At 63.1% G+C, this 18,114-nt stretch carries 18 protein-coding genes and 2 tRNA genes; 18 read left to right on the top strand and 2 right to left on the bottom strand.

What is annotated here, in order from left to right; translation table 11 throughout:
- The first annotated feature begins 85 nt into the window (after positions 1-85).
- The 9 genes from ACZ89F_RS11915 to ACZ89F_RS11875 all read left to right on the top strand — a co-directional run bounded on the left by ACZ89F_RS11915 (position 86) and on the right by ACZ89F_RS11875 (position 7,670).
- Positions 86-634 carry a histidine phosphatase family protein gene (locus ACZ89F_RS11915; RefSeq protein ID WP_476092084.1) on the top strand — a complete coding sequence of 183 codons (549 nt, stop codon included), beginning with the start codon at positions 86-88 and terminating at the stop codon, positions 632-634.
- A gap of 227 nt (positions 635-861) precedes the next feature.
- Positions 862-935 (top strand) — tRNA-OTHER (locus tag ACZ89F_RS11910).
- Between the two features lie 2 nt (positions 936-937).
- Positions 938-1,005: transfer RNA gene (locus tag ACZ89F_RS11905), tRNA-Leu, on the top strand.
- A 362-nt stretch (positions 1,006-1,367) separates the two neighbouring features.
- Positions 1,368-2,510: a slipin family protein gene (locus ACZ89F_RS11900; protein WP_476092083.1), complete on the top strand. Its 1,143-nt coding sequence runs from the start codon at positions 1,368-1,370 to the stop codon at positions 2,508-2,510.
- A 233-nt stretch (positions 2,511-2,743) separates the two neighbouring features.
- Positions 2,744-3,025, top strand: coding sequence for an acyl carrier protein (locus ACZ89F_RS11895; protein WP_010909964.1), 282 nt, complete (start codon positions 2,744-2,746; stop codon positions 3,023-3,025).
- A gap of 56 nt (positions 3,026-3,081) precedes the next feature.
- Entirely contained in the window at positions 3,082-4,272 is a 1,191-nt protein-coding gene (locus ACZ89F_RS11890) for a beta-ketoacyl-ACP synthase (protein WP_476092082.1), read from the top strand.
- Between the two features lie 52 nt (positions 4,273-4,324).
- Positions 4,325-5,602, top strand: coding sequence for a beta-ketoacyl-ACP synthase (locus tag ACZ89F_RS11885; protein WP_476092081.1), 1,278 nt, complete (start codon positions 4,325-4,327; stop codon positions 5,600-5,602).
- A 36-nt stretch (positions 5,603-5,638) separates the two neighbouring features.
- The gene (locus ACZ89F_RS11880; RefSeq protein WP_027039032.1) at positions 5,639-6,667 is read left to right on the top strand and encodes a zinc-binding dehydrogenase; all 1,029 of its coding nucleotides are present in this window, start codon (positions 5,639-5,641) and stop codon (positions 6,665-6,667) included.
- 13 nt (positions 6,668-6,680) lie between these two features.
- Positions 6,681-7,670 (top strand): lipid A biosynthesis lauroyl acyltransferase, encoded by a 990-nt coding sequence (locus tag ACZ89F_RS11875; protein ID WP_476097268.1) that lies wholly within the window; start codon positions 6,681-6,683, stop codon positions 7,668-7,670.
- A gap of 58 nt (positions 7,671-7,728) precedes the next feature.
- On the opposite strand, the gene ACZ89F_RS11870 is transcribed toward ACZ89F_RS11875, so the two are convergent.
- Complete coding sequence (locus ACZ89F_RS11870) at positions 7,729-8,157, bottom strand: L,D-transpeptidase (RefSeq protein WP_476092080.1); 429 nt, start codon at positions 8,155-8,157, stop codon at positions 7,729-7,731.
- A 222-nt stretch (positions 8,158-8,379) separates the two neighbouring features.
- Here ACZ89F_RS11870 and ACZ89F_RS11865 point away from each other — a divergent pair, with 222 nt between their 5' ends.
- The 5 genes from ACZ89F_RS11865 (at position 8,380) to ACZ89F_RS11845 (ending at position 14,802) form a co-directional block, all read left to right on the top strand.
- Complete coding sequence (locus ACZ89F_RS11865; RefSeq protein ID WP_476092079.1) at positions 8,380-9,660, top strand: acetylornithine deacetylase/succinyl-diaminopimelate desuccinylase family protein; 1,281 nt, start codon at positions 8,380-8,382, stop codon at positions 9,658-9,660.
- Between the two features lie 163 nt (positions 9,661-9,823).
- A complete protein-coding gene (locus ACZ89F_RS11860; protein ID WP_476092078.1) occupies positions 9,824-11,302 on the top strand; it encodes an ABC transporter substrate-binding protein in 1,479 nt (492 codons plus the stop codon).
- A gap of 67 nt (positions 11,303-11,369) precedes the next feature.
- Entirely contained in the window at positions 11,370-12,317 is a 948-nt protein-coding gene (locus tag ACZ89F_RS11855; protein ID WP_476092077.1) for an ABC transporter permease, read from the top strand.
- Positions 12,314-13,183 carry an ABC transporter permease gene (locus ACZ89F_RS11850; RefSeq protein WP_476092076.1) on the top strand — a complete coding sequence of 290 codons (870 nt, stop codon included), beginning with the start codon at positions 12,314-12,316 and terminating at the stop codon, positions 13,181-13,183. The genes ACZ89F_RS11855 and ACZ89F_RS11850 overlap by 4 nt, the downstream gene beginning before the upstream one ends.
- Positions 13,180-14,802, top strand: coding sequence for an ABC transporter ATP-binding protein (locus tag ACZ89F_RS11845; protein WP_476092075.1), 1,623 nt, complete (start codon positions 13,180-13,182; stop codon positions 14,800-14,802). Before ACZ89F_RS11850 ends, ACZ89F_RS11845 begins: the two co-directional genes overlap by 4 nt.
- A gap of 117 nt (positions 14,803-14,919) precedes the next feature.
- Here ACZ89F_RS11845 and ACZ89F_RS11840 read toward each other — a convergent pair whose 3' ends face one another.
- Positions 14,920-15,351: a TerB family tellurite resistance protein gene (locus tag ACZ89F_RS11840; RefSeq protein WP_476092074.1), complete on the bottom strand. Its 432-nt coding sequence runs from the start codon at positions 15,349-15,351 to the stop codon at positions 14,920-14,922.
- Between the two features lie 150 nt (positions 15,352-15,501).
- On the opposite strand from ACZ89F_RS11840, the gene ACZ89F_RS11835 reads away from it, so the two are divergent.
- The 4 genes from ACZ89F_RS11835 to ACZ89F_RS11820 all read left to right on the top strand — a co-directional run bounded on the left by ACZ89F_RS11835 (position 15,502) and on the right by ACZ89F_RS11820 (position 17,991).
- The gene (locus tag ACZ89F_RS11835) at positions 15,502-16,287 is read left to right on the top strand and encodes a TSUP family transporter (RefSeq protein ID WP_476092072.1); all 786 of its coding nucleotides are present in this window, start codon (positions 15,502-15,504) and stop codon (positions 16,285-16,287) included.
- 53 nt (positions 16,288-16,340) lie between these two features.
- On the top strand, positions 16,341-16,511 hold the full coding sequence (locus ACZ89F_RS11830; RefSeq protein ID WP_023812274.1) for a hypothetical protein: 171 nt from the start codon (positions 16,341-16,343) through the stop codon (positions 16,509-16,511).
- Between the two features lie 102 nt (positions 16,512-16,613).
- Positions 16,614-17,444 carry a helix-turn-helix domain-containing protein gene (locus tag ACZ89F_RS11825; protein WP_476092070.1) on the top strand — a complete coding sequence of 277 codons (831 nt, stop codon included), beginning with the start codon at positions 16,614-16,616 and terminating at the stop codon, positions 17,442-17,444.
- Between the two features lie 127 nt (positions 17,445-17,571).
- The gene (locus tag ACZ89F_RS11820; RefSeq protein WP_476092068.1) at positions 17,572-17,991 is read left to right on the top strand and encodes a VOC family protein; all 420 of its coding nucleotides are present in this window, start codon (positions 17,572-17,574) and stop codon (positions 17,989-17,991) included.
- Positions 17,992-18,114: the final 123 nt, after the last annotated feature.

Raw genomic sequence — 18,114 nt, 5'->3', positions numbered from 1 at the left:
CCGCGCCTTGTCTTTCGGCTGGCTTTACCGTCCCTATATGTCTCGTCACCGGAACCCATTGCCGGGAACCGGAGAAGGATAGCGGATGATTCGATTTGCCTTGGCGTTGTTCCTGCTTGTTGTTCCCGGCGTGGCTCACGCCACGGATGCAGGCTGGGCGCTGCTGCGCGATGGCGGCCATGTCGTGCTGCTGCGCCATGCCATGGTCACCGGCACCACCGACCCGGCCAATTTCGACATCGACAGCTGTGCCACCCAGATGAACCTGTCGGCGCGCGGCAAGCAGCAGGCGAGCAAGATCGGCGCTCTGTTTGCCGCTCGGGCGGCACCGATCGAGCGCGTGCTGTCCAGCCGCTATTGCCGCTGCCTTGACACCGCCCGCATCGCCTTCGAGGCCGAACCGGAACTGTTTGCACCGCTCGATCTCCTGAAGGGCGACGAGACGCAGAAAGCCGCGCAGATCGCGGCGATCATGAAGGAAATCCGCGCCTATTCCGGCTCCGACAATCTGGTCATGGTCACCCATCTGGAAGACATTGTGGCACTGACCGGCATCTCGCCACGCGAAGGCGAGGCCGTGGTCGTCGAGCCGCAGGGCGACGGCCTGCGCGTGCTCGGCCGCGTCACCTTCTGAGCGCTACGCGTGATCGCTGGCGCCGGAAGCGGTGTTGCCGAAATGCCACCATTGAAAGAAGCCGCAAATCCGCCACGACAATGCCGCTTGCGACAACCCGTCGCAGGCGCTATAGGCGCGCTCCCGGTCACGAGAACCGAAGTGAGCACAACGGTTGGAGCTTTCGTCTCCGCCCGTGCAGGCGGCATTGCCGCCCTGTATACGGCGCCGCTTTGGGGATTGGGATCGCGGATGTAGCTCAGCGGGAGAGCGCCGGATTTGGGTCCGGAGGTCGGGGGTTCAATTCCCTTCATCTGCACCACGGATAGCTCAGTTGGGAGAGCATCAGATCGAGAATCTGACTGTCGAAGGTTCGATTCCTTCTCCATTGGCCTGATAAGCCAGCACCCTGCCACGGTGTTATCTGAAAAACGGTCCGGGGACTGGAATGCTGAAGATCTGACGGACGGCACAAGCCTTCGGGTGCGGGCCGTATCGAAAGGTCCGACGCCATCGGCTCGCGGCCAGGCCCGCGGTGACGATCAAGGCGCAATGTCGCCGGCAAAGGAAGCTTCGGCCTCCAGCGCCCGCTTCGCTGCCCCGCGATCCGCTCCCGAAGGCCCGCCACGGATCGATGCCACCAGTCCCTGGATCATTCGTGCCCGGACGATGGCAAGAGACGACGAGAAACGAAAGGACGATCGACGCATGACGTGACGCCTCGCATGGGGCCATGCCCGACAGGAGTAAGACAATGACAATTCTCGACAAGGTTCTTGGACGCGAGCGCGTCCTCGTAAAGGAAAACGAACGTGCCCTCACCCTCCACAAGGGGGAGATCAAGGCTGTCCTGCTGCCGGGCGAGCACTCACTCGCCAACCGGCACGGCAGCCTTGAAGTGTCCCGGCACGATCTGAAGAACCCGGAATTCGTTTCGGCATACGAGAAGGCGTTGTTCGACAAGCTCCCGGATGTGGCCGCGCGTCATTTCACCGTCGTTCGCACCGGGCGCACGGATGTTGCCGTCATCGAACGTGACGGCAATCTGCACGCCGTGCTGGCGCCGGACCGCAAGCTGGTGCTGTGGACGGATGCCGGTCCGTGGAAGGTGACGCTGATCGACACATCAGTCGATCTCGCCATCGATGCGGCGGCCATGCGCCGGCTCGGCCAGGCCCGGAAGGCGGAATTGATGTCCGTCCATCCGGTCGTCGACGGTCAGGCCGGACTGCTCTTCATCGACGGTGTCCTGGTCCGGACGCTGACGGCGGGCGTGCATGGCTTCTGGAACGTCGGACGCATGGTGCAGATCAAGGTCGTCGACCTCAAGCGCCAGTCGCTCGACGTTGCCGGGCAGGAAGTGCTGACCAAGGATCGCGTCACGATCCGCGTCAACATCGCCGCCGAATACCGGGTCGTCGATCCGGTCAAGGCGGTGAGCATGGTGAAGGACTTCTCCGAAGCCCTCTACCGCGCCCTGCAGTATGCCTTCCGCAAGACGCTTGGCGCGCTGACACTCGATCAGATCCTCGAAAAGAAGGTGACGATCGACGAGGAAGCGGCAGCCAAGGTCCGCGCCGACATGGCCGAGATCGGGGTTGAGGTCAGCGATATCGCCCTCAAGGATGTCATCCTGCCGGGCGAGATGCGCGAGATCCTCAACCAGGTGGTGTCGGCCGAAAAGCAGGCCGAGGCCAACATCATCCGCCGCCGCGAGGAGACGAACGCCACGCGTTCGCTGCTCAACACGGCCAGGGTGATGGCGGAAAACCCGGTGATGCTGCGGTTGAAGGAGCTCGAGGCTCTGGAAACCATCGCCGGCAAGGTCGAGCGGCTGACCGTCCACAACGGAACGGGCGGGCTGCTGAACGACCTGGTCAAGCTCCGCGACAGCTGATGCATGTCGCCCAAAAGTGGTTCCGGTTTTGGGAAAACCACATGCATCGAAACAAAGACTGACGTAGCGTCAACAGAAGGGCCGCCGGGTCGACCGGCGGCCCTTCTTGCGTTTCCTAGGCACCCTACCCATCTGCGCCCGGCGTATCAGGCCTTTTCCTGCCGGGAAAAACCGATTAGACAGCGCCCAAACAAGATGCGGACAGATTCCGCCCGCAACCGAAGGAAAAGCCCTTGTCCACCACGTTCGACAAAGTCGCCAAGATCATTGCCGACACCAGCGAGATCGATATCGACACCATCACGCCCGAAAGCCACACGATCGACGATCTCGGCATCGACAGCCTCGATTTCCTCGACATCGTCTTCGCCATCGACAAGGAATTCGGCATCAAGGTGCCGCTGGAAAAGTGGACCCAGGAGGTCAATGACGGCAAGGCTTCGACCGACGATTACTTCGTCATGAAGAACCTGTGCGCCAAGATCGACGCACTGGTCGCCGCCAAGACCGCCTGACGTCAGTTGAGCGCACGATCTTGACGCGCTCTGCCGCCTGACCCACAAAGCCGCCCATGAGCAGCCCCCGCGACGTCGTCATCACTGGTATCGGCCTTGTCTCCTCGCTGGGGGAAGGTCCTGATACCCATTGGCAGAAGCTCGCGCAGCCTGGCCTGCAGCCGGTGCTCGACGCGGCGCGCTTCGCGCCCTACACCGTCCATCCGCTGCCTGAGATCGACTGGAACCTGCAGATCGCCAAGCGCGGCGACCAGCGCCAGATGGAAACCTGGCAGAGGCTCGGCACCTATGCTGCCGGCCTTGCGCTGGACGACGCCGGCATCAAGGGCAATGACGAACTCTGCGCGACCATGGACATGGTTGTGGCCGCAGGCGGTGGCGAGCGCGACGAGGCGGTCGATGCCGCCATTCTCGCCGCTTCGGAAAACCGCAATGACCGCGATGTGCTGCTCAACGAGAAATTGACCACCGAATTGCGGCCGACACTGTTCCTGGCCCAGTTGTCCAACCTGCTCGCCGGCAACATCTCCATCGTCCACAAGGTCACCGGCTCGTCCAGAACCTTCATGGGCGAGGAAGGTGCCGGCGTCGCCGCGGTCGAGACGGCCGCCGCGCGCATCCGCTCGGGCCAGTCGACTCACATCCTGGTCGGCGGCGCCTTCCAGACCGAACATTCCGACATGCTGCTCGGCTATGAGCTTGCCGGCTATTTGCATCGCGGCCCGTGGAAGCCGGTCTGGCAAAGACAGGGCGCCGAGGGCGGCGGCGTCGTGACCGGGTCCGGCGGCGCCTTCCTGGTGCTGGAACAGCGCGAACACGCGACAAGCCGTGGCCGAAAGATCTATGCCGAGCTCGGGCCGGTCGTCTCCGGCCGCGCCAGGCGCTCGCGCGGAGAGCTCGATGCCGGGATCGCCGCATTGCTCAGCCAGGCGGCGCTGCCGAACGGCAAGCTGCTTGCGATGTCGGGCGCCTCGGGCGCGCATGCGGCAACCACTGCCGAGAAAGCCGCGCTCGATGCCAATCCGGCGATCGCCGCGCGCGGTTTCTCCACGCTGACCGGGCACATGAAGGAAGCGCAGTTTCCGTTCGCCGTGGCGCTCGCCGCACTGGCCGTCGACCGCAAGGCCGCCTACCCTGTTTTTGATGCCGCAGCGGAGACGCCGTTCGAAGGCATTCCCGCAGCCGTCCTTGCAACGGCGATCGGCTATCACCAATTCGAGGGCATGGCGCTGGTCAACGCCGCGTAAGGCGGGCGCTGACCGACCCATGCTGCAACGATAAACGATCGAGGGCTCCCGGATGGCCAATCTGAATGATCACATGGGCAGGCCAATCGTCGCCGTCACCGGCATCGGCGTGGTCACCTCGCTTGGCGTCGGCAAATCAGACAATTGGGCGGCGCTGACCTCGGGCAAGTCGGGCATTCACCCGATCACCCGCTTTCCCATCGATCAACTGAACACCCGCATCTCCGGCATGGTCGATTTCCTGCCATCGAGTTCGAAAGGTGCCAGCCCACTCACCTATGAGTTAGCTGAGCTTGCGGGCCTCGAAGCGGTGACCGAAGCCGGTCTTGATTCCAGCGATTTCGGCGGACCGCTCTTCCTCGCATCGCCGCCGGTCGAACTCGACTGGGCCGAGCGCTTTTCGCTCTACAATTCTGACAAGGACAAGCATGACACCGCCGCCGAAAGACTGCTTCGGGTCGCGCGTAGCTTGAAAGAGCTGGATATTTTCGAGACCACCCAGTTCGGTTCGATCGCCGACCGCCTTGCCGACCGTCTTGGCACACGCGGTCTGCCGATCACGCTGTCGACGGCTTGTGCTTCAGGTGCCACCGCGATCCAGCTCGGTGTCGAGGCGATCCGACGCGGCGAATGCGACCGGGCGCTATCGATCGGCGCGGACGGCTCTGCCACCGCCGAGGCATTGATCCGTTTCTCATTGCTTTCGGCGCTCTCCACGCACAACGACATTCCCGAAAAGGCATCGAAGCCTTTCTCCAGGGATCGCGACGGCTTCGTGTTGGCCGAGGGATCCGGGGCGCTGGTGTTGGAATCGCTTGAGGCGGCATTGGCGCGCGGCGCGACTGTTCTCGGCGTCCTGGGCGGTTGCGGCGAGAAGGCCGACGACTTCCACCGCACCCGCTCGAAGCCGGACGCTTCGCCGGCCATCGCCGCGGTTCGCGCCGCCCTCGCCGATGCCGGCCTGAGTGAAGACGAGATCGACTATGTCAACGCCCACGGTACGTCGACTCCGGAGAACGACAAGATGGAACATCTGGCGCTGTCGACTGTGTTCGGCGAGCGTATAAGTTCCATGCCGGTTTCGTCGAACAAGTCGATGATTGGCCATACCTTGTCAGCGGCAGGTGCGGTCGAGGCGGCGTTCTCGCTGATGACGATGCGCGAAAGCGTCATTCCGCCGACCATCAACTATGACAATCCGGACCCGGCGATCGTGCTCGACGTGGTGCCGAACAAGAAGCGTAATGCCGAGGTCCGCACCGTTCTGTCGAACTCCTTCGGCTTCGGCGGCCAGAACACTTGCCTTGTCATGGCGCGGGAACCGGTCTAAGCGAGCGCTTTCCGCTCAACAGAACCGACAGGCTCCATGCGCGCACTGCAACTTATCGAGGACCGCCGTCTTGAGACGGTGGACCTGCCGCCTCCCCCACCGCCAGCACTGGGCGAAGTCACGCTGCGCATCAAGGCAGTGGCGCTGAACCACATCGACGTCTGGGGCTGGCGCGGCATGGCCTTCGCCAAGCGCAAGCTGCCGCTGGTCGTCGGCGCCGAAGCCTCCGGTGAGGTCGAGGCGGTCGGCCCCGGCGTTTCCAGCCTGCTGCCCGGACAATTGGTGTCGATCTACGGCGCGCGCACCTGCGGCCTTTGCCGAGCCTGCCGCGAAGGCCGCGACAATCTCTGCGAACATGTTTCGGGCGTTCATGGCTTCCATCTTGACGGCTTCGCGCAGGAAAAGATCAACCTGCCGGCCCGCCTGCTGGTCCCTGCTCCGCCCGGCGTGACCGATATCGGTGCGGCGGTGGCGCCCGTCACCTTCGGCACGGTCGAGCACATGCTGTTCGACAACGCCAGGCTGCAGCCCGGCGAGACCATTCTCATCCATGCCGGCGGATCCGGCATCGGCTCGGCCGCCATCCAGTTGGCCAAGCGGATGGGCTGCACCATCATCACCACGGTCGGCTCCAACGACAAGATCGACAAGGCCAAGGCGCTTGGCGCCGACCATGTCATCAACTATCGCGACGATCGTTTCGAAGGCGTCGTGCGCAAGCTGACCAAGAAGAAGGGCGTCGATGTCGTCTTCGAACATGTCGGCGCCGACACCTTTGCCGCCTCGATGCTGTGCCTGAAGCGTGGCGGCCGCCTGGTGACCTGCGGTTCGACTTCCGGCGTGTCGACGCAGATCAATTTGATGCAGCTGTTCCAGCAGCAATTGAAACTGCTCGGCTCCTTTGGCTGCCGCATGGAGAACATGGCCAACGCCATGCAGAAGATGGCGGCAGGACAGGTCGCACCGGTCATCGACACCGAAGTCGACTTCGACGGTATCGATGCGGCGCTGAAGCGCATGGAAGGCCGCGACGTGTTCGGCAAGATCATCCTGCGCGTCGGCTAGAGCCTTGACCTCTGTGTTCAAGAAGTTCCGCCGGGACCTCAAATTTCGTTACGGCAGGCAGCTCCGCCAGCTCAACTACTGGCTGGTGGCGCGCGCGGCGATGATGATCATCTCGGTCCTGCGCCTGCTACCGGCCGACAGTGCGCTGAATTTCGCCGACCGCGTCGCACGCCGCGTGGGTCCGCGGGCGGGGCGCCATCAAGTCGCCGTTGACAATCTGCGCAAGGCCTATCCGGAAAAGAGCGAGGCCGAAATCCAGGCGATCGCCTCCGACATGTGGGGCAACATGGCCCGGCTGGCCGCCGAGTATATTTTTCTCGACGCCCTGTTCGACTACGACCCCGCGGCGAGCAAACCCGGCCGCGTCGAGGTCAAGGGAATAGAACACTTCGTCGAGATCGCCGCCGAGAAGCGGCCGCATATCGTCTTCACCGGCCATCTCGGCAATTTCGAGTTGCTGCCGGTGGCGGCGGCGACCTTCGGCATGAACATCACCGCGCTGTTTCGCCCACCCAACAACCCCTATCTCGCCGACTACATCCTGTCGACGCGCCGCTCGACCATGGGCTCGTTGCTGCCGTCGATGGCCGGCGCCTCATTCGCGTTGGCGGGGGTGCTGGAGAATGGCGGCAACATCGGCGTCCTTGTCGACCAGAAATTCTCCAACGGCCTGGAGACGACATTCTTCGGCCGCCCCTGCCAGAGCAACCGAGTGCTGGGCACCCTTGCCCGTCACTACGACTGCGACGTTTATCCGGCGCGCTGCGTCAGGCTGCCAGGCAATCGCTTTCGGCTCGAGATCGAGGACAAGCTGACCTTGCCGCGCACCGCTGACGGCAGCGTCGATGTACACGCCACCACCCAGTTGCTCTGCGATGTGGTCGAACGCTGGGTGCGCGAAGATCCCGGCCAGTGGATGTGGTTCCACAAAAGGTGGGAGATCGGCGGCGGGCGGCCAAAGCGTCGACCGAAGCCCGCTCCGGCCGCAAACGCTCAAGGCTAGCCACTGGTGCGGAGGTTAGCCCTGCACCAGAGGCGCCGACATCAGCGAACCGGAACGCTCAGTTGGTGACGACAATCCGCGTGTTGCCGAACCCCACTTCCCGCACCATCGAATAGAACGCTGCGGCATTGGCCGTATGCAGCCGCACGCAACCATGCGAAGCGGGGCGGCCGAGCTGCCTGACCGCGCCTGTTCCGTGGATGGCATAGCCGCCATGGAAGAACACGGAATAGGGCATCGGCGACATGTCGTATTTGCGCGAATACCACATCCGGGCCGTGCGCTGCGGCCGATAGGTACCGCGCGGCGTGTAATAGCCGCTGCGGGCCGTGGAGACACTCCACCGGTAAACCGACAGGCCATATCTGACCGTCATCGTCTGCGAGGACACGTCTATGTTTGCAACGAGGCTGGCTGCCCGGCCCTGCCCCGAAGCACCGAACAGCATCGTGAGAAACACGGCTGCCATGAGAACTATCTTTTTCATGCGATCAAACCCCTTTGATTGCCCCTTACTTGCCTGCCATCACGTTGTTTTTCATCTTTTTAATGGCAGGTGAATGAGGTAACACACACTCCTTGACCAATTCGCCAATCCAAAGCAGCGAATTTGAACGATTTCGCGCGATAGTTGCCGCAACGACACGCCGCACGGGCTTGATCACCAGCGGGCTTGCAAAACCAAGTCGATCGCTGCTCAACTCTGCGCATGAACGAGCGACTCCTCCAGGCAATCGATGACAGGCGCGACGATGTCGTCGCGCTGACCGCCGAGCTGATCCGTTTTCCGACCATCAATCCACCCGGCGAGGCCTACCGGCCATGCGCCGAATATCTCGCCGCGCGGCTGAAGAAGAGCGGTTTCGAGACCGAATTCATCCGCGCCGAAGGCACACCCGGCGACACCGACCGCTACCCGCGCGTCAATGTCGTTGCCCGTTTCGACGGCAGGTCGCCCGGCGCCTGCGTCCACTTCAACTCGCATATCGACGTGGTCGAAGCCGGTGACGGCTGGACCGTCGATCCCTTTGCCGGCATCGTCAGGGACGGCAAGGTCTATGGCCGCGGCGCCTGCGACATGAAGGGCGGCCTTGCCGCCTCGATCATCGCCGCCGAAGCCTTCCTGGAAGTGTTCCCCGACTTTCCCGGCGCCATCGAAATATCCGGTACCGTCGACGAGGAGTCCGGCGGCTTCGGCGGCGTCGCCCACCTGGCCAGGCTCGGCTATTTCTCGAAACCCAGGGTCGACCACGTCATCATTCCCGAGCCGCTGAACAAGGACCGCATCTGCCTCGGTCATCGCGGCGTCTGGTGGGCGGAGATCGAGACCAAGGGCGAGATCGCGCACGGCTCGATGCCGTTTCTCGGCGACAATGCGGTACGCCATATGGGTGCCGTACTCAGGGCATTCGAGGACGAACTGTTCCCTGCGCTCGACCGCAAGATGACGCGCATGCCGGTCGTGCCCGAAGGCGCAAAACGCTCGACCATGAACATCAATTCGATCCATGGCGGCCAGACCGAGGATTTCCGGCCCGGCCTGCCCTCGCCCAACGTGCCTGATTCCTGCCGGCTGACCATCGACCGCCGTTTCCTGCTCGAGGAAGATCTCGACACCGTCAAAGGTGAAGTGACCGGCATTCTCGACCGGTTGAAGCGCGAGCGGAACAAATTCGACTATGAAATCCGCGACCTCATGGAAGTGCTGCCGCTGATGACCGAGCGCGACGCCCCGGTGGTCAAGGCGGTGGCGCAAGGCATCATGGCGATCTTCGACCGCGAACCCGACTACGTCATTTCGCCGGGCACCTACGACCAGAAGCACATTGCCCGCATCGGCCATATCTATGATTGCATTGCCTATGGCCCTGGCATTCTCGACCTCGCCCACCGGCCGGACGAATGGGTCGGGATATCGGACATGGTGGAATCGGCCAAGGTGATGGCGATCGGGCTCAACGTGCTGCTGCGCGGCACAGCCGCGGGATAAGGCGCGCATCGCGACAAGCTTCGACCCGCCGATGAGGCCGCCAGGACAAAAACATTCCCGGCCACGCTAACGGGCAGAACGAAACGCAATTTACTCCGTGGCAAAATCACGCTTCTATCGCCCGGGTTTGAGCACCTGTCTGAAACGCATGGGGAGTTGCACGATGAAATTGTGGAAAACCATTCTGGCCGCCGCAGTGCTGTCATTGGCCGCCGGAAGTCAGGCGTTTGCCGCACGAACCGACCTGGTCATCGGCATTCCGCTCGAACCCCCGCATCTCGATCCGACCGCCGGTGCCGCCGCGGCCATCGATGAGGTTCTCTACGCCAATGTGTTCGAGGGTCTGACCCGCATCGGGCCGAATGGCGAGGTGCTGCCCGATCTGGCCGAAAGCTGGACCATTTCCGATGACGGCAAGGTCTACACCTTCAAGCTGCACACCGGTGTGAAATTCCATGACGGTACCGATTTCAACGCGGACGACGTGAAATTCTCACTTGATCGCGCGCGCGCCGACAATTCCGTCAACGCGCAAAAGGGTCTTTTCGCAGCCATCGAAAAGGTCAACGTCGTCGATCCGGCGACCGTCAAGGTTACGCTGAAAAACCAGCAAGGCTCCTTCCTCTACAATATGGGCTGGGGCGACGCGGTGATCGTCGCGCCTGAATCGGCCGAGACCAACAAGGAGAAACCGATCGGCACCGGCCCGTTCAAGTTCCAGAGCTGGGCCAAGGGGTCGACGATCACGCTGGTCAAATCGGACAGTTACTGGGGCACGCCAGCGTCTCTCGACAAGGCTGAGTTCCGCATCGTTCCGGATGCCGCGGCCGCCGTGCCGGCGCTGCTCTCCGGCGATATCCAGGCCTTTCCCTTCTTTGATCCCGACAGCGTCGCGCAGGTCAAGGACGACCCGCGCTTCAAGGTGGTGATCGGCTCGACCGAGGGCGAGACCATCCTGTCGATCAACAACAAGAAGCCGCCCTTCGACAAGCTGCAGGTGAGGCAGGCGATTTCCTACGCGCTCGACCGCAAGGCGATCATCGATGGCGCTTCGGCGGGCCTCGGCCTGCCAATCGGCTCGCACATGTCCCCGGCCAGCAAGGACTATGTCGACCTCACCGGCCGCTATCCGCATGATGTCGCCAAGGCCAAGGAATTGCTGAAGGAAGCAGGCCTAGAGAACGGCTTCAAGGCGACACTGAAGCTGCCGCCGCCGTCCTATGCCAGGCTCGGCGGCGAGATCATCGCCTCGGAGCTTCGCGACGTCGGTATTGATCTCGAGATCATTCCGGTCGAATGGGCGCAGTGGCTGGATCAGGTGTTCACCAAGAAGGACTACGACCTGACCATCGTCTCGCACACCGAACCCAACGACATCGATATCTATTCGCGCAAGGATTATTATTTCAACTACGACAACCCGGCCTTCGACAAGGTGATCGCCGATCTCGGTGTCACCTCCGACGAAGCCAAGCGCAAGGAATTGCTGGGGCAGGCGCAGAAGATCCTGGCCGACGACGCCGTGGTCGGCTTCCTCTACGAATTGCCGAAGGTCGGCGTCTGGGACTCCAAGCTGCAGGGGCTATGGGAAAACGCACCGATCCAGGCCAATGACCTGACCAAGGTGAAGTGGAGCGAGTGAGGCTGTTGGGCAACGGGCGAAACTTGCATTCCTTCGCACTGGGCAAAACAGCGGTCCCCTACCTTCCATGACCGCCTACCTCCTCAAGCGCCTCGCCATTGCGCTCGCCACGCTGTTGCTGGCTTCCATGGTGGTGTTCGCCGTGCTGGAGATCCTGCCCGGCGACCCGGCGCGGCTGATGCTGGGCCTGAACGCCAGTGCCGATCAGGTCGAATTGCTGCGCAACCAGATGGGCCTCAACGCGCCGCTGGCTTGGCGCTATCTGCACTGGGCCGGCGGCCTGCTTAGCCTCGATTTCGGCCGCTCCTACACCTATTCGGTGCCGGTCATCGACCTGGTGCGCGAGCGGCTGGCCGTCTCGCTGCCTCTGGCGCTGATTGCGCTTGCGCTCTCCACCATCATCGCAATTCCCGTCGGCCTGTTTTCCGCCGGCCGCCGTGGACGGGCCGGCGATACGATTTCCATGGGCGCCGCACAGCTTGGCGTCGCCGTGCCCAATTTCTGGTTCGCGCTGATGCTGATCTATGTCTTCGCCGTCTGGCTGCGGCTGGTCCCTGCAGGCGGCTTTCCCGGTTGGAGTGCCGGCATCTGGCCAGCCTTGAAATCGCTGCTGCTGCCGGCGGTGGCGCTTGCCTTGCCGCAGGCCGCGATCCTGGCGCGCGTCACCCGCTCGGCGCTGATCGAGGTGCTGAACGAAGACTATATCCGCACCGCCCGTGCCAAAGGCCTGCCCTATCGCACTGTGTTGTGGCGGCATGCACTGCGCAACGCCATGATTCCGGTGCTGACCATTCTGGGCCTGCAGTTCGCCTTCCTGCTTGCGGGCACCATCATCATCGAGAATGTGTTTTATCTGCCCGGCCTCGGCCGGCTGGTGTTCCAGGCGATCACCCAGCGCGACCTGATCGTCGTTGAAAGCGTCGTCATGCTGCTGGTCGCGGCCGTCATTGCCGTCAACCTCCTCGTCGACCTTTCCTATGCGGTCGTCGATCCGCGCCTGAGAAGCCGGCAATGACGCTGCATACCGACATTCCCGAGGAGACGCTCCGCAGCATCCTGGCCAAGGCATTCAGGAATACCGCCTTCGTTGCCGGTTTCGCCATCACCTTGCTGATCCTGGCAATGGCAATCGTCTCTTATGCGTGGACGCCCTACGACGTCACGAAACTGGTGATATCGGACAAGACACACGCGCCCTCGCTGGCGCACTGGTTCGGCACCGACCATTTCGGCCGCGACATCCTGTCGATGGTCATGGTCGGCGCCCGCAATTCGATTGCCGTGGCGCTGGTCGCGGTCGGCATAGGCATGGGGGTCGGCGTGCCGCTCGGCGCCTTTGCCGCGGCACGCGGCGGCCTCGTCGACGAGGCACTGATGCGGCTGAACGACCTCGTCTTCGCCTTCCCTGCTCTGCTGTCGGCGATCATGATCACCGCCATCTTCGGCCCGGGCGCCGTCAACGCCATCATCGCCATCGGTATCTTCAACATCCCGGTCTTTGCCCGTGTCGCCCGGGCCGGCGCGCTGGCGATCTGGCCGCGCGAGTTTATTCTCGCCGCGCGCGCCGCCGGCAAGAGCAGTACCCAGATATCCATCGAACATGTGCTGCCCAACATCGCCACCCTGCTCCTGGTGCAAGGCACCATCCAGTTCGCGCTGGGCATCCTGGCCGAGACCGGGCTTTCCTATCTGGGCCTGGGTGCGCAACCGCCAATGCCGAGTTGGGGCCGCATGCTGTTCGACGCCCAGACCCGCATGGTGGTGGCGCCATGGATGGCGATCTTTCCCGGCATGGCGATCGTTGTCGCCGTGCTGGGGCTGAACCTCCTGGGCGACGGCATCGCCGACATCCTCGATCCGAAATCGCGGCGGCAGCGATGAGCCTGCTCGACATCGAGAACCTGTCGCTGACCATCGGCGACACGCAGATCCTCAAGGGTATGGAGCTTTCCGTCGCACCCGGTGAGGTGATGGGGCTGGTCGGCGAATCCGGTTCGGGCAAGTCGATGACCGCGCTGACGGTGATGCAGCTTCTGCCCCATGCCGCGCGCGCCACCGGGCGCGTTGCTTTCGACGGCATCGACATCCTGGCGGCAACCGAGGACCAGATGTGCGCGCTGCGCGGCGACGACATCGGCATGGTGTTCCAGGAGCCGATGACCGCGCTCAACCCTGTCAAGACCATCGGCGAACAGGTTGCCGAAGGCATACGCTGGCACACCAAGGCCAGCCGCGCCGAGGCCGAAGACCGGGCGCGAAAGATGCTCGACCGTGTCGGCCTGCCCGAAACGAAATTCCCAATGTCGCGCTATCCGCACGAACTGTCGGGCGGCCAGCGCCAGCGCGTGGTCATCGCCATCGCTTGCGCGCTGAAGCCGAAGCTGCTGATCGCCGACGAGCCGACGACGGCGCTCGACGTGGTGCTGCAGGCACAGATCCTCGACCTTTTGCGCGATCTCGTCGCCGAAAACCGCATGGGCCTGCTCCTGATTTCGCATGACCTCGCCGTGGTGACCGAGATGGCCGACCGCATCACCATCCTGCGCCGCGGCGAGGTGATGGAGGCCGGCGACACGGCACGCACGCTGTCCGAACAGCTCCACCCCTACACGCGCCAACTGGCGCAGGCCTCGATGCATGTGCCGACGCGCGCGAGGCCGCATGGTATCGAGACGGGCCACCCCCTGCTTCGGGTCGAGGGCGTGACCCGCAACTATCCCGGCCGGCGTACCTCGCTGTTCAAGCGCGCGCCTGGTATCCGCGCCGTCGACGATGTCTCGCTGTCGATGGCGCCGGGCCAATCGGTGGCGCTGGTCGGCCGCTCCGGCTGCGGCAAGTCAACGCTCGCCCGCATGATCCTGGCGCTGGATCGACCGACATCAGGCACGATCCGGTTTCGCGGCGAGACCATCACCGGCAAGAGCGAAACCGAACTGAAGCCGGCGCGACGTGACATGCAGGTCGTTTTCCAGGATCCCTACGGATCCTTCGACCCGCGCCAGAAGGTGGAAAAACTGGTAGCTGAACCCCTGCATGTGCTGGAGAAAAAGCCGACGCGCGCTGAGCGCCGCGAGATGGTGGCGCATGCGCTGCACGAAGTCGGCCTCGACCAGCGCGACATGGACAAATACCCGCACGAGTTTTCGGGCGGCCAGCGCCAGCGCCTGTCGATCGCACGCGCCATCATTACCCGCCCGAAACTGGTCGTCGCCGACGAGCCGGTCTCGGCGCTCGATGTCTCGATCCGAGCCCAGATCCTCGATCTGTTCGCGGAGCTCAACCAGAAGCTCGGCATCGCCTACCTCTTCATCACCCACGACCTGACCGTCGCCCGCGCCATCACGGATGAGGTGCTGGTCATGCATGATGGCAAGATCGTCGAACGCGGCAAAACAAACGAGGTGCTGGATCACCCGCAGTCGGAGGCGGCCAAGGCACTTGTCACCGCAGCCCCTGATCTGCACCGGGCGATCGCCCGGCGGATGCAGGAGCAAGGGTGAGCAGCCGGTTCGCGAAGCGAATTCATCGTGCCAGTGGCACGATGAAAGGCCGGCGAACGCCGGGACGCTGCAGAGCAGCGGGGACCCGGCAAGGCAGCCGTCGAGCCTGGTTCCCGCCTACTCTTCCGGCTTCACCGCATCGACCGGGCTGATGTCGAGCAGGTCGAGCGTGCGGCGCAGCAGGCGCACCTCGCTCTCGGCCAGTTGCGAATCCGCCTTGGCGATCTCCGCCATATGCTGGGCCAATTGCTTGCGCCGTTCGATGTCGAGGTCGCGGAACAATGCAATCGCCTGCGAGCCATTGGTCTCGTAGCCGAACTCGTTGAGATATTCGATGACGGCGTCGATGCTGGTTTCGGCAATGCCGAAGGCGTCCTTGCAGATGCGCCGGAAGGCAACCATTTCGCTCTCGCTGACCGATCCGTCGGCCAGGATCATGCGAAACAGCATCAGCAGTTCCGCCGACAGGACCGGATCGTCCGCCACCTTGCGCACGCCCGGGTCGCCGTCGAAGATCTGACGTATCTGGTCCAGCAATGCGAATGCCATCAGGAGCCTCTTTCCGGGTTAACTAAACACAAACACAAATCCAAGCGCGATGCGCTTGGATAGAGGTAGCGCGGAATCGACCTTGCGCAAACAGGGCGGTCGTGGTCGAACGCGCGATATTTCAGCCGGCCGGACACCTCCATACATCAGATGATCGACCTTAGCATCCAGACCGTCGCCATGCTTGCTTTTGCCGCCTTTGCCGCGGGCTTTGTCGATTCGATCGCCGGCGGCGGCGGGCTGATCACCGTGCCGGCGCTGCTGCTTGCCGGCTTCACGCCAGTCCAGGCACTCGCCACCAACAAACTGCAAGGCATGTTCGGCTCGGGGTCGGCGACCATTCACTACGCGTCGAAGGGTCATGTCGACCTGCGCCGGCAATTGCCGTCGGCGCTTCTGGCCCTTGTCGGGAGCGCCATCGGCGCCTTGCTGGCGACAATCGTGCCGGGTGACATTCTGCGGGCTGCCCTGCCCCTCGTGCTGATCGCCATCGCGCTCTACTTCGCGTTCAAGCCCAACATGAACGATGTCGATCGCGCCGAGCGCCTGTCGCCGTTCCTGTTCGGACTGACCCTGGTGCCCGCCATCGGCTTCTACGATGGCCTGTTTGGGCCAGGCGCCGGCTCCTTCTACATGCTGGCTTTCGTGGCACTTGCCGGCTACGGGGTGCTCAAGGCGACGGCGCATACCAAGCTGCTCAATTTCGCCTCCAACATCGGCGGCTTCATCGTCTTCGCGGCCTTCGGCGTCGTCTACTGGAAGATCGGCCTGATGATGGGCGTTGCCCAGTTCCTCGGCGCCCGCGTCGGCGCCAGCCTGGCCATGCGCATCGGCGCAAAACTGATCAAGCCGCTGCTGGTGATCGTGTGCCTGGCGCTTGCGGTGAAGCTGTTGGCCGACCCTGCGAACCCGCTGCGGGCTTTGATTGGTGTGTGATCATGCGCCCTGATAGAATGCCGCTGTTCGAATCATGTTGGAAGGAGCCACACATGAATCTTAGCGCACCTACCCAGATCGTTTTTATTATCTCCGTTGTTATCGCCATCATCGGCGTTCTCGCCGCGCTTGGCGTTCTTGCGTTCATTCCACTCGCATCGGTGTGGATTGTTCTTATTGCTTTCATCGTGCTTGCCGGCGGCTGCTTGATGCGCGGCGCCTGACCATTTCCCTTGAAGTGGGGACGAAGAGCGCCCGGCCAAAAGCCGGGCGCTTTTGATTCCGCCCCCGGGTCTGCTAGATTTGACTTGGCGCAAGGATGGTCGATGCCAGTCGAGATGCAACCCCAGCAAGAGCAGGACCGCTCCGTCGCCGGGCGGTTCGAGATGCGCCGGCGCCTGCCCAATCCTCGACTTCAGGGCATTGTGTCAGACATTTGCGGCTATCGCGAAACAGCGCCCGGCCATCTGCGCAACGTCGAATACGCGTCGCTCATCGTACCGCTGGTCATCAGCTTTGCCGAACCCTTCGCGATCGGCCTCGGCAAAGCGCCTGATAACAATGACCGCTTCGCCAGTTTCGCCGCAGGCCTCTATGCCGGACCGGTGGTGATCGAATCCTTCGGCGGCGCCTGCTGCGTCCAGGTCAACTTCACGCCGCTTGGCGCACGCCGTTTCTTCCGCCTGCCGATGAGCGAACTGGCCGACAGCATGGTCGTCCTCGACGACGTGCTTGGCGCGCAAGGCATGGCGCTGCGTGAACGCCTGGGCAACGTGCCGGACTGGACGACGCGTTTCGACATCGCCGAAGCCTTCGTCACCGCCCGTCTCGAGAATGCCGCGGAAACGCCGCTCGAAATCGCCTGGGCCTATGACCGCATCATCACATCCGGCGGCCGGACCCGCATTGCGTCGATCGCCGAAAGACTGGGCTGGAGCCGCAAACATCTCGCCGGAAAGTTCACCGACGCAACCGGCATCGGCCCAAAAACGCTGTCGCGCATCGTCCGCTTCAACCGTGCGCTCGGCCTGTCGAGGCAGCAGACTGTCGACTGGGCGGATATCGCCGCCGATTGCGGCTATGCCGACCAGGCGCATCTGGTGCGCGAATTCCGCGACCTCGCCGGCGAGACACCGACCGCACTCTCAGTCAGGTAACATTTCTTCAAGACCCTGGAACGGCCTTCGAACAGAGTGATGCATGTCACCCAAAAGTGCGCAGCGGTTTTGGGGCAACGACATGCACAAACAGGGTTCATCGACCAACCCAACTGAAGGAGTTCCCATGACCACCACCACCGAAGCGCCCCGCCTCTACCCCGCCCTACGCTACAGGAACGCGGCAAAAATGATCGACTGGCTGGGCGAGGCTTTCGGCTTCAGCGTCCGTGCCCGCTATGGCGAAGGCGATGTCGTGCACCATGCCGAACTGGTTTTCGGTTCCTCAATGATCATGCTGGGCACGGTGCGCGACGACGACTACGGCAAGATGGTCGGCGAACCCGGCACAGGCGGCGGCAAGTCGATCTACATTGCCGTCGATGATGCCGATGCCGCCTATGCCAAGGCCAGGAAGGCCGGCGCCACGATCATCCAGGAATTGACGAACCGCGACTATGGCAGCCGCGAGTTCATCTGCCGTGACCCGGAAGGCAATGTCTGGTCGTTTGGCACCTACTGGCCGAAGGCTGGGGATAAGGGCTGAGCGCTTCAATCGCCAGGATTGCCGGTTGGCGAAGGCCCCCAACTTCGTCATACCAGGGCGAAGCAGGAGCGAAGCTCCGTCGCGGAGACCCTGGTATCCATGCCGTGACCTTGACTCTGGGTG

The organism is Mesorhizobium sp. USDA 3734 (assembly GCF_056279665.1).
The sequence above is the reverse complement of the archived record's forward strand: the minus strand, read 5'-3'. Positions and strand labels throughout refer to the sequence as shown.

What these genes read in the sequence shown, in the direction of transcription:
- ACZ89F_RS11915 (WP_476092084.1), top strand. Translation starts at nt 86, where the DNA reads ATGATTCGATTTGCCTTGGCGTTGTTCCTGCTTGTTGTTCCCGGCGTG.
- ACZ89F_RS11900 (WP_476092083.1), top strand. Translation starts at nt 1,368, where the DNA reads ATGACAATTCTCGACAAGGTTCTTGGACGCGAGCGCGTCCTCGTAAAG.
- ACZ89F_RS11890 (WP_476092082.1), top strand. Translation starts at nt 3,082, where the DNA reads ATGAGCAGCCCCCGCGACGTCGTCATCACTGGTATCGGCCTTGTCTCC.
- ACZ89F_RS11885 (WP_476092081.1), top strand. Translation starts at nt 4,325, where the DNA reads ATGGCCAATCTGAATGATCACATGGGCAGGCCAATCGTCGCCGTCACC.
- ACZ89F_RS11880 (WP_027039032.1), top strand. Translation starts at nt 5,639, where the DNA reads ATGCGCGCACTGCAACTTATCGAGGACCGCCGTCTTGAGACGGTGGAC.
- ACZ89F_RS11870 (WP_476092080.1), bottom strand. Translation starts at nt 8,157, where the DNA reads ATGAAAAAGATAGTTCTCATGGCAGCCGTGTTTCTCACGATGCTGTTC.
- ACZ89F_RS11865 (WP_476092079.1), top strand. Translation starts at nt 8,380, where the DNA reads ATGAACGAGCGACTCCTCCAGGCAATCGATGACAGGCGCGACGATGTC.
- ACZ89F_RS11860 (WP_476092078.1), top strand. Translation starts at nt 9,824, where the DNA reads ATGAAATTGTGGAAAACCATTCTGGCCGCCGCAGTGCTGTCATTGGCC.
- ACZ89F_RS11855 (WP_476092077.1), top strand. Translation starts at nt 11,370, where the DNA reads ATGACCGCCTACCTCCTCAAGCGCCTCGCCATTGCGCTCGCCACGCTG.
- ACZ89F_RS11850 (WP_476092076.1), top strand. Translation starts at nt 12,314, where the DNA reads ATGACGCTGCATACCGACATTCCCGAGGAGACGCTCCGCAGCATCCTG.
- ACZ89F_RS11845 (WP_476092075.1), top strand. Translation starts at nt 13,180, where the DNA reads ATGAGCCTGCTCGACATCGAGAACCTGTCGCTGACCATCGGCGACACG.
- ACZ89F_RS11840 (WP_476092074.1), bottom strand. Translation starts at nt 15,351, where the DNA reads ATGGCATTCGCATTGCTGGACCAGATACGTCAGATCTTCGACGGCGAC.
- ACZ89F_RS11835 (WP_476092072.1), top strand. Translation starts at nt 15,502, where the DNA reads ATGATCGACCTTAGCATCCAGACCGTCGCCATGCTTGCTTTTGCCGCC.
- ACZ89F_RS11830 (WP_023812274.1), top strand. Translation starts at nt 16,341, where the DNA reads ATGAATCTTAGCGCACCTACCCAGATCGTTTTTATTATCTCCGTTGTT.
- ACZ89F_RS11825 (WP_476092070.1), top strand. Translation starts at nt 16,614, where the DNA reads ATGCCAGTCGAGATGCAACCCCAGCAAGAGCAGGACCGCTCCGTCGCC.
- ACZ89F_RS11820 (WP_476092068.1), top strand. Translation starts at nt 17,572, where the DNA reads ATGACCACCACCACCGAAGCGCCCCGCCTCTACCCCGCCCTACGCTAC.